At 62.9% G+C, this 9,961-nt stretch carries 9 protein-coding genes; 5 read left to right on the top strand and 4 right to left on the bottom strand.

The genetic code is table 11. The features are described from left to right. Window positions 1-1,340, top strand: a 1,340-nt coding sequence (locus B0E46_RS09305; protein WP_139350492.1) for a phosphomannomutase/phosphoglucomutase, incomplete at its 5' end; no start/stop codon positions are given. A 63-nt stretch (window positions 1,341-1,403) separates the two neighbouring features. Here B0E46_RS09305 and B0E46_RS09300 read toward each other — a convergent pair. Next, window positions 1,404-2,051 (bottom strand): DUF4124 domain-containing protein, encoded by a 648-nt coding sequence (locus B0E46_RS09300; protein WP_077555522.1) that lies wholly within the window; start codon window positions 2,049-2,051, stop codon window positions 1,404-1,406. 118 nt (window positions 2,052-2,169) lie between these two features. Then, the gene (gene pyrE, locus B0E46_RS09295; protein WP_077555521.1) at window positions 2,170-2,817 is read right to left on the bottom strand and encodes an orotate phosphoribosyltransferase; all 648 of its coding nucleotides are present in this window, start codon (window positions 2,815-2,817) and stop codon (window positions 2,170-2,172) included. Between the two features lie 191 nt (window positions 2,818-3,008). On the opposite strand from pyrE, the gene B0E46_RS09290 reads away from it, so the two are divergent. The 3 genes from B0E46_RS09290 (at window position 3,009) to B0E46_RS09280 (ending at window position 5,676) form a co-directional block, all read left to right on the top strand. Further along, complete coding sequence (locus B0E46_RS09290) at window positions 3,009-3,779, top strand: exodeoxyribonuclease III (RefSeq protein ID WP_077555520.1); 771 nt, start codon at window positions 3,009-3,011, stop codon at window positions 3,777-3,779. Window positions 3,780-3,846: 67 nt separating this feature from the next. Then, on the top strand, window positions 3,847-5,082 hold the full coding sequence (locus tag B0E46_RS09285; protein ID WP_077555524.1) for an MFS transporter: 1,236 nt from the start codon (window positions 3,847-3,849) through the stop codon (window positions 5,080-5,082). A gap of 315 nt (window positions 5,083-5,397) precedes the next feature. Beyond that, on the top strand, window positions 5,398-5,676 hold the full coding sequence (locus tag B0E46_RS09280; protein ID WP_254425104.1) for a hypothetical protein: 279 nt from the start codon (window positions 5,398-5,400) through the stop codon (window positions 5,674-5,676). Here B0E46_RS09280 and B0E46_RS09275 read toward each other — a convergent pair. Further along, a complete protein-coding gene (locus B0E46_RS09275; protein WP_077555519.1) occupies window positions 5,622-6,776 on the bottom strand; it encodes an anhydro-N-acetylmuramic acid kinase in 1,155 nt (384 codons plus the stop codon). The two genes, B0E46_RS09280 and B0E46_RS09275, sit on opposite strands and share 55 nt — an antisense overlap. Before the next feature lie 13 nt (window positions 6,777-6,789). Continuing rightward, entirely contained in the window at window positions 6,790-8,232 is a 1,443-nt protein-coding gene (locus B0E46_RS09270; protein WP_077555518.1) for a peptidoglycan DD-metalloendopeptidase family protein, read from the bottom strand. 183 nt (window positions 8,233-8,415) lie between these two features. Here B0E46_RS09270 and tyrS point away from each other — a divergent pair, with 183 nt between their 5' ends. Then, window positions 8,416-9,627, top strand: coding sequence for a tyrosine--tRNA ligase (gene tyrS / locus B0E46_RS09265; RefSeq protein ID WP_077555517.1), 1,212 nt, complete (start codon window positions 8,416-8,418; stop codon window positions 9,625-9,627). Window positions 9,628-9,961: the final 334 nt, after the last annotated feature.

Below are 9,961 nucleotides of genomic sequence, written 5' to 3'. Positions count from 1 at the left end.
GCGTGGTCGGCAAGACGCTGAACAAGGAGGTCGCGCACGCGCTCGGCCAGTCGATCGGCACGCTGATGGGCGAGAAAGGACTGCGCGAGATCGTGGTCGGGCGGGACGGTCGCCTGTCCGGGCCGGAACTGGCCGGTGCGCTGGCCGACGGCCTGCGCGCCGCCGGTGTCGACGTGATCGACGTGGGGGCCGTGCCGACGCCGGTGGTGTACTACGCGGCCTACCGCTTCAATACCGGATGTGGCGTGGCGGTTACCGGGAGCCACAATCCGCCGGATTACAACGGCTTCAAGATCGTGGTCGGTGGCGAGACGCTATCCGAGGGCGCAATCCAGGAGCTGTACCAGCGCATCGCCAGCGGCGCGCTGGAGAGCGGCGGCCAGGGTAGCCTGCGCCAAGTCGACGTGGCGCCCGATTACATCGAGAAGATCGTTTCCGACGTGCTCGCCGAGCGGCGCCTGAAGATCGTCGTCGACTGCGGCAATGGCATTCCCGGCGCGATCGCACCACAGGTGCTTGAAGGGGTCGGCTGTGAAGTGATTCCGCTGTATTGCGATGTCGACGGCAACTTCCCGAACCACCATCCGGATCCGTCGGACCCGCACAATCTTGAGGATCTGATCCTTTCGGTGAAGCGGACCGGCGCCGACCTGGGCCTGGCCTTCGATGGCGATGGCGATCGCCTCGGCGTGGTCACCCAGTCCGGCGAGATCATCTATCCGGATCGGCTGCTGATGCTGTTCGCGCGCGACGTGTTGTCGCGCCAACCGGGAGCCACGATCATCTACGACGTCAAATGCACCAACCACCTGAAAGGTCAGATCCTGGATGCTGGCGGCAGCCCGCTGATGTGGCGTACGGGCCACTCGCTGATCAAGGCCAAGATGCGCGAGACTGCCGCGGAACTGGCTGGCGAGATGAGCGGGCATTTCTTCTTCAAGGAGCGCTGGTACGGTTTCGACGATGGCATCTACGCCGCTGCGCGGTTGCTGGAAATCATCGCCGGCGACCTGCAGGGTCGAACGCCGGAGGAAATCTTCGCGACCTTGCCGAAGAGTATTGCCACGCCCGAATTGAAGATCGAGATGGACGAAGGTGAGCACTACCGCTTCATGGACAAGCTGCGCCAGCAGGCCAGCTTCGACGAAGCCACCCTGATCACGATTGACGGTGTGCGGGCGGACTGGTCGGATGGCTGGGGTTTGGTGCGCGCCTCCAACACCACGCCGGTGCTGGTGTTGCGTTTCGAGGCGGACAACCCGGTGGCTTTGAAGCGCATCCAGCAGGTGTTCCGCAAGCAGCTGCTGGCGGTGGACTACAGGCTGAAAATGCCATTCTGAACGCCGGTTTTTCGCAAGCATGAAGAAGGGCCGGCCTGCGCCCACCCTTCGGATCCTCATGGACTATGGCTTACCCTGAGCTTGCGCCGCCTTGAGCTGGCGGTAACGCGCCAGATCCTTGGCCTGCTGCTGCACGGTCTGGGCGCGTAGCACCTGCTGGTGTTGCAGTGTGCTGCGCTGTCCGGTGACCACATCGCGCTGATTGGCGATGCTGTCGGTCAGGAATTTCGGCACCGGCGACTTGGCGCGCTCGATGTCCGCCGCCCGGCTGAGCAGGTCGGTCAGCGCTTTTTCCTGACTGCGCAGATTGATCTGGGTGGTATGGATCTGCTGGTCGATGGTGTCCAGCTGCTGTTGCTGCGAGATCCTGTAGGACTCCTCGTCCGGATACGCCGACAGCATCTGCGCCTCGGCGTTGGCCACCTGCTGCGCCGCGCGCTGCCTGGCGGCTTCTTCGTCGGCCAGCTTGTTGGCGGCGGCGCGTTCTTCCGCATTGAGCTGGCGCGGCACATGCTGGATGACCAGTCCCTGATCGTTGACCAGGTCGTAGCCATACTTCATGGCTTCGGCGGACAGGCTGTCGCTGAAATGCAGCAGTCCCTGGCCGTCGTGCCATTTGTAGCGGATGCCGCCACCCATGGTGCTTTGCGCATGCAACGGCAGGCTCGCGAGCAGCATGATGGAGACAACGGCAGACAGTAGCTTGCGCATGAAGATTCCCCTTTGCCTCCCAGTATAGCCATCACGATTGCCCCACGTAGCCGGACGGCCATGGCAGCGGCATGTGTTGTGACCAAGCGCACTTGATCCCGGCCGTTCGCGGATGGATTCAGTGCGAAACACCGTAGCGTTCGCGGTAAGCGACCAATCGGGCGTGTTCGGCGGCCAACTGTGGTTGTTCGCCGGCGTAGGCCAGCACGTCGTCGAGGCTGGTGATTGCGATCACCGGAATGCCGTAGTCCGCGGCGACTTCCTGTGCGGCGGAGCGCTCGCCCTGGCCGCGCTCCTGCCGGTCCAGCGCGATCAGCACGCCGGCCGGCTCGGCGCCATGCGCACGGATCAGGGCCAGCGATTCGCGCACCGCCGTGCCGGCCGTCATCACGTCGTCGACGATCAGTACGCGGCCCCTGAGCGGCGCACCCACCAGCACGCCGCCCTCGCCGTGATCCTTCGCTTCCTTGCGGTTGTATGCCCATGGCAGGTCGCGCTGGTGCTGATCGGCCAGTGCGATCGCGGTGGCTGCAGCCAATGCAATGCCTTTGTAGGCAGGACCGAACAGCATGTCGATCTTGATCCCTGCGTTGACGACGGCGGCAGCGTAGGCGCGCCCGAGCTGGGCCAATGCGGCACCGGAATCGATCCGTCCCATGTTGAAAAAGTAGGGACTTTGCCGGCCGGATTTCAGGGTGAACTCGCCGAAGCGGAGGACTTCGCGCTGCAAGGTGAGTTCGATGAAGTCGCGCTGGTAATCGTGCACGGGATGGTCTCGTGGGGTGAAAGTCAGGGTCGTACGTGCGGCAGACGAAATGGTGGCCATGGTAACGCGCACGGAAGCCGCGAGGTCGTGGCAGGCGCGGCACGGGGGATGGATGGGTTCATGTTGATGAGGCAAACGCGTAGTCGTGGTCTGCGGTTGTTATGATCGTTCATCGGCTATCGGGAGACACCATGCGCATCATCAGCCTCAACGCCAACGGCATCCGCTCGGCAGCGACCAAGGGCGTTTTCGACTGGCTGCGCACGCAGCATGCCGATGTGGTCTGCCTGCAGGAGACCAAGGCGCAGGAGGATCAGCTCAGCGACCCGATGTTCCGTCCTGACGGCCACCACTGCTTCTATCGCGACGCCAGCAGCAAGAAGGGCTACAGCGGCGTGGCGATCTACGCGAAACGCGAGCCCGACCAGGTGCTGACCGAACTGGGCTGGGACGAGTTCGACAACGAGGGCCGCTATATTGAAGCGCGCTTCGGCAATCTCTCGGTGGTGTCGCTGTACTTCCCCTCGGGCTCTTCCGGCGAGGAGCGCCAACAGTTCAAGTTCAGGGCGATGGAGTGGATCACGCCGATCTTCGACCAGTGGCTGAAGAGTGGTCGCGACTACGTGATCTGCGGCGACTGGAACATCGTGCACACCAGGAACGACATCAAGAACTGGAGCTCGAACCAGAAGAACTCCGGCTGCCTGCCGGAGGAGCGCGCCTGGCTGGACTTGCTGTTCCAGCAGCGCGGCTGGATCGACAGCTTCCGTGCGATCAAGCCCGATGCGGTCGAATACACATGGTGGTCGAATCGTGGCCAGGCGCGTGCGAACAACGTGGGATGGCGCATTGATTACCAGGTGGTGTCGCCGTCGCTGCGCGAGCGCCTCAAGCACTGCTCGATCTATCGCGACCAGCGCTTCTCGGATCATGCGCCGTATACCGTCGATTATGCCGATTGAACCGCGTGCGCCGACGGCGCGCAAGCCATCGATCTGGCGGGCGTTCTCTCAGCCTGCCGCATGGACCATGTGCCTGCTGGGGTTCTCCTCCGGCCTGCCGTTCCTGCTGGTCTCCGTCACGCTGGCGTTGTGGCTGAAGGAAAGCGGCATCGCGCTGAAGGACGTGACGATGATCGCCAGCGCCGGCATGACATATGCGTTCAAGTTCGTGTGGGCACCGCTGCTCGATCATTGGCGGCTGCCGCTATTTGCGCGGTTGGGTCAGCGCCGCGGCTGGTTGCTGTTCGCGCAGTTGGGCGTGATCGTCGGCCTGCTGACGATGGCTCTGCTGACGCCGTATCGGTTGCAACCGTTCGTTATGGCGACTCTGCTGGTGGCCTTCATGGGCGCAACCCAGGATATTGCCGTGGACGCCTATCGTATCGAGATCGCGCCGCCCTCCGCGCAGGGTGCGCTGGTGGCCACCTATTCGCTGGGTTACCGGCTGGGTCTGCTGGTGGCCGGGGCGTTGGCGCTGATTCTGGCCGACCACATCGCCTGGGCCTGGATCTATGTACTGATGGCAGTAGCCATGCTGTTGCCGGTCGCCACCACGTTGACCATGCGCGAGCCGGACGTGTACCGGGCGGTGCCCGCCACGTGGCGGGCGGCGATGCACGAGGGCGTGGTCGACCCATTCGCGGATTTCTTTCGCCGCTACAGCTGGGTCATGGCGGGGTTGACGTTGCTGTTCATCCTGCTGTTCAAGTTGCCCGAGCAGTCCATAGGCACCATCTTCAATCCTTTCATGCGCGACATGGGCTTCAGCAAGACCGAGATCGGCGCGGTCACCAAGATATATGGGGTGTGGATCGGCATCGCCGGTGCCTTCGTTGGTGGCGCGGCAGTGGCGCGCTGGGGCGCGTGGCGCACACTGGGTGTGGCGATCGTGCTGGAGAGCTGCAGCAACTTGCTCTACCTGTTGCTGTTGCAGCACCACGGCAGCCTGCCCATGCTCACCGTGGCGATCTCCGGCCAGAATTTCGCCGAAGGCCTGCTCGGGCCGCCGACGGTGGCGTTCCTGTCGTCGCTGGTCAACAAGCAGCACACGGGAACCCAGTACGCGCTGTTGAGTTCATTGGTCAACTTGCCGGGCAAGGTGCTTGGCTTCTTTGCCGGCGGTATTGTCACGATGCTGGGGTATGGCGGCTATTTCGCCATTACCGTGGTGTCGATCCTGCCGGCGATGCTTTTGTTCGCTTACCTGTGGTCGTATTTTCGTTCCGCTGAACGTACAAGTGAAGTTGCTCAGGGCGGGCCCTAAGCAGGACGTAGAGAACATCCTGGTGATGGATCCATGAATGACGTATGTGCACCGACGGCACGTTGAACCGGATGATTCCAGAAAGTGCGCGAATGCGCTTTGCTGGCACTCTTGCACGATGGCACCAGTCATCAGCTGGCTGCATTCGTGACCCCGGTCACACAGGCTCTGGCCAGCCTGATGAGATTGCCAACCAGGGCACGGAAGTGATTACCGGATTCGTCAGAATCCGGGTCAGCGGAATGGGAGTCTCCAGTTCCTGCGGAACAAGGAGTGACGCTTGTGCCAGACATGATCTTGCAACACGTCGATGGCTTGCTGGCCGAACGCATTCATTCGCTGGCCAAGGCACGGCAGTGGTCGGTCAATGAAGTCTTGTTGCATGCCTTGCGCAAAGGCATGGACATCTCGACCGTACAGCCGTTCAGTGAGTCGCTGCTTGATCCGCACGCCCTGACCGAAATCGGCAGCGACTGGGAGGCCAATGAAAAGGGCGTGTTCCAGGAAGCCTTGCGTGCGCTGACACAGCGTAGCGCAACTCAATTTGCGCCGGAAAATATCCGGGTTGCGGAGTCGGCGCCGGGAGCCGAGTAGATCGCGCCAAGTACCCGCGCGCCACGTGCGCCGGTCACCGCCGGCAGGTTTCCGGGCAGGCCGAGCAGTCGCTGGCGCGCCAGCCACGCGAATGCGGTGGCTTCGAGAAAGTCCGGATCGATGCCATGGCGGGCGGTGCTTCCCAGGATGCGCGGTGACAGCAGTTCGCCAAGCCGCCGCATCAGTGCGCCGTTGTGCACACCGCCGCCACAAGCCAGCACTTCCTCAGCGTCCGGTGCATGTTGCGCAATCGCGGCAACGACACTGCATGCAGTCAGTTCCAGCAAGGTCGCCTGCACGTCGGCCGGTTCCAGCGGACCCAGCTGTGGATGCGTGGCGAGCCAACCCAGGTGAAAGTTTTCACGCCCGGTGCTCTTCGGTGGCGGCAGCGCAAAATAAGGATCGGCCAGCAACGCGTCGAGCAGGGCTGGATCGCTCCGGCCGCTGGCGGCGAAGATGCCGTCGCGATCAAACGCCTCGCCGCGGTGGCGCAGGCACCAGGCATCCAGCAGGCCGTTGGCCGGACCGGTGTCGAAACCCTGCACGCTGCCGTCGGCACCGAGCACCGTGATATTGGCAATGCCGCCGAGATTGAGCACGACCCGAGCATGGCCGGGCCGTCCCAGCAGCATGGCGTGCAGTGCCGGCAGCAGTGGCGCGCCCTGCCCGCCAGCAGCGATGTCGGCACGGCGAAAGTCGGCCACGACCTCGATGCCGCAGCGCTCGGCGATGACGCTGGGATCACCCAACTGCAGGGTGAAGGGGTAGTTGCCGGTAGGCCGGTGACGTACAGTCTGGCCATGCGAGCCGATCGCCCGCACCGCCATTGCGGACGTGCCGCTTTGTTCAAGCAACTGCAGCGCTGCGTCGGCAAAGTGATGCCCGATTTCGACATCCAGCCGCCCCAGCCCATCCAGATCCAGCGGGGCTTCGTCCTGTGCCAACGCCAGCATGCGTTCGCGCAGGGCTGCTGGCCAAGGATGACCATGCGCGGCCAGCAACTGCGGAACATCGCGGTCGAAACTGACCAAGGCGGCGTCGATGCTGTCCGCGCTGGTACCGGAGATCAGGCCGAGGTAAAGCGCTGAGGCGTCATCCACGCGCGTCGGCTGCTCAGTTGTCGTTGTTGGCGGGGGCGTTTGCACGCGCCAGCTTGATGCGTGCGTCCAGCTCGGTCAGTCGGGCCAGCTGGGGTTGCACCACTTGCGCCTTGAACTGCGCCAGCTGTGCCGCCGGCAGCGGCTCGGGCCGTGGCAAGGTCACTGTCTGCGGATTGCGCTGCACGCCATTGACGCGGAACTCGTAGTGCAGATGCGGGCCGGTAGCTAAGCCGGTCATGCCGACAAAGCCGATCACCTGGCCCTGGGTCACGCGCTGGCCGACCTTTTCATTGGCGAAACGCGACATGTGGCCGTACGCCGTGCTGATGGTGCTGCTGTGCTGGATCACCACGAAATTGCCGTAGCCGTTTTCCCACCCGCGATACTTGATCACGCCATCGCCGGCGGCATGGATCGGCGTACCCATGGGTGCGGCGTAATCCACCCCCTTGTGCGCGCGCATGAGACCCAGGATCGGGTGCATGCGTGCCGCGCTGAAGGTCGAGGAGATGCGGGTAAAGTCGACCGGGATGCGCAGGAAGGATTTCTGGATCGGCCGGCCGTCTTCGCTGAACCAGCCGTAGCTGCCGTCGGCCTTCTTGAAGCGATAGGCGGTGTAGCGCTGGCCCTGGTTGATGAATTCGGCGGCGACGATGTTGCCTTCGCCATAGCGCACACCGTCACGGTAGAGGTCGTCGTAAATCACCGTGAAGCTGTCGCCGACGCGCAGATCCTGCACAAAGTCGATGTCGTACTTGAACAGATCAGCCAGCTTGCCGACCATCGCCGCGTTCATGCCAGCCTGATCGCCGGCCGCGTACAGGCTGCTGCGAATCACGCCATGCGCGACTTGTTCGCGCAGATCCATGTCACGTTGCTGGGTGGTGAGGCTGGGCTGTGCGCCATCAAGCCGCACAGTGGCGCGACTGGCCTGATCCTGATCGAAACGGAAACCCTTGAGGCTGCCATCGCTGCCGAGCAGAAAATCGAATTCCTCGCCGGGATGGATGTTGTGCAGCGCGGGCGTGGCGCTGCCGGCTGCATCCATCACCTTCTGCAGATCGGCCATGCCGAGACCGTGGGCGGTGAAGATATCCGACAGGGTCTGGCCGGGCGCGACCCGCACCACCTGCCAGTCATCCACGGTGGGTGCCACGACGCTGGCTGGTGCAACCTTGGGCAGCGCCAGCGGCAGCAGAGCATGTACTTCCGGTGCGGGTGCGGGACGCATCGCACTGGCCCAGACGGGCATGATGAAACCGGACAGCAGGGTGATCAGCAGGGCAGTGCCGGCGAGCACCAGGTGCTCACGATGCCAGTGAATGGGTTCGACTTCGGGAGAACGGTTGAACGACCAATGCGCAAAGCGTTCATAGAAGTGAGAGTGCCGACGCTGCGCCTTGCGACTGATCGCCCGCTTGCGCGCATGTCGCGCACTCTTTTTCTGATCAGTCATGCCGTGTGCGCCCCGCGGTACAAAGTAACAAACTGCGCGTACCATAGCGGCCATGTGTAAATGGCGTCAACGCCTTTCCCATCAAGGGTTTGCGCGAGATTCCCGGTTAACGCACAATTAACGTCCCGCGCACGGGCGCCTTGCTCCGATGCGGTTCGTCCCTGTCACCCTAGAGAGAAATACATGAGCGAGCTTGAGCAGGCGCTGGCCACGATTGCGCGTGGCGCCGACGAAATCATCAAGCGGGAGGAACTGGTCGAGCGCCTGAAAAGTGGCCGTCCCTTGCGGATCAAGGCCGGCTTCGACCCGACGGCACCGGATCTGCATCTCGGCCATACCGTGCTGCTGAACAAGATGCGCCAATTCCAGGACCTCGGTCATCAGGTGATCTTCCTGATCGGCGACTTCACCGGCATGATCGGCGATCCCACCGGCAAGAACGTCACCCGCAAGCCGCTCACCCGCGAGGACGTGCTGGCCAATGCCGAGACCTACGCCGAGCAGGTGTTCAAGGTGCTCGATCGCGAGAAGACCGAGCTGCGCTTCAACTCCGAGTGGTTCGGCCAGATGACGGCAGCCGACATGATCAAGCTGGCCGCCCAGCACACCGTGGCACGCATGCTCGAGCGCGACGACTTCGCCAAGCGCTATGCCGCCCAGCAGCCGATCGCGATCCACGAATTCCTGTATCCGCTGGTGCAGGGCTACGACTCGGTCGCGCTGAAGTGCGACGTCGAACTCGGCGGCACCGACCAGAAGTTCAACCTGCTGATGGGCCGCGGCCTGCAGGAACATCACGGTCAGCCGCCGCAGATCGTGCTGACCATGCCGTTGCTGGAAGGCCTGGATGGCGTCAACAAGATGTCCAAGTCGCTCGGCAACTACATCGGCATCAACGAGCCGGCGATAGACATCGTCACCAAGACGATGAAGATCGGCGACGAACTGATGTGGCGCTGGTTCGAGCTGCTCAGCTTCGAAGTGTCGCTGGACGAACTGGCGCAGATGAAGAAGGACATCGCCAGCGGCGTACTCAATCCGCGTGATGCCAAGTTGCGCCTCGCGCACGAACTGACCGCGCGCTTCCATGGTGCCGAAGCCGCCGAGCGGGCCATTGCTGGTTGGCATGCTGTCGTGCGTGGCGAGGGCGACACCTCGCTGCTGCCGCAGACTGACATCGTCGTGCCCGTCGAAGGGCTGCGCCTCGGAGCGCTGCTGACGGCGGCGGGACTGACGGCGAGCAATTCCGAAGCCAGTCGCAAGCTCAAGGAGCGGGCGGTGCGCGTCGACGCTGAGGTCGTAGAGGACGCGCAGCGCGTCTTCAATGCCGGTTTTGAGGGTGTGCTGCAGGTGGGCAAGCGCAACTTTGCACGGGTGAGGCTTGTGCAGGCGTGATCGAAACAGCGTTCTATCCCGGATATCGCGAAGTGGAACGCAGCTCAAAAAGAAAATTTCACTGCTTGCTCAGCTGTTTGCCGCACATCTGCAAAATTGTTCTCAAGAAACGCTTGCTAAAAAAAGCATAGATCGTATTATTCGCGGCCCGCAGTCGCCCAGACGTCGCAAGACGGACCGCCGGGACCTCGAAAAAAGCTTCAACGAGGGTGTTGACGGTCGTAAAAAGCGATGTAGAATGGGCGGCTCACCTAGGACGAAACGTTCTGGGGCGCAAACCGGAAACGGGATGCAAGCGAAAGATCTTTGACAGTGTGCGCAGGTGAATTGTGTG

Origin of the sequence: Rhodanobacter sp. B04 (assembly GCF_002001125.1) — a bacterium.
Classification (GTDB): Bacteria; Pseudomonadota; Gammaproteobacteria; order Xanthomonadales; family Rhodanobacteraceae; genus Rhodanobacter.
The sequence above is the reverse complement of the archived record's forward strand: the minus strand, read 5'-3'. Positions and strand labels throughout refer to the sequence as shown.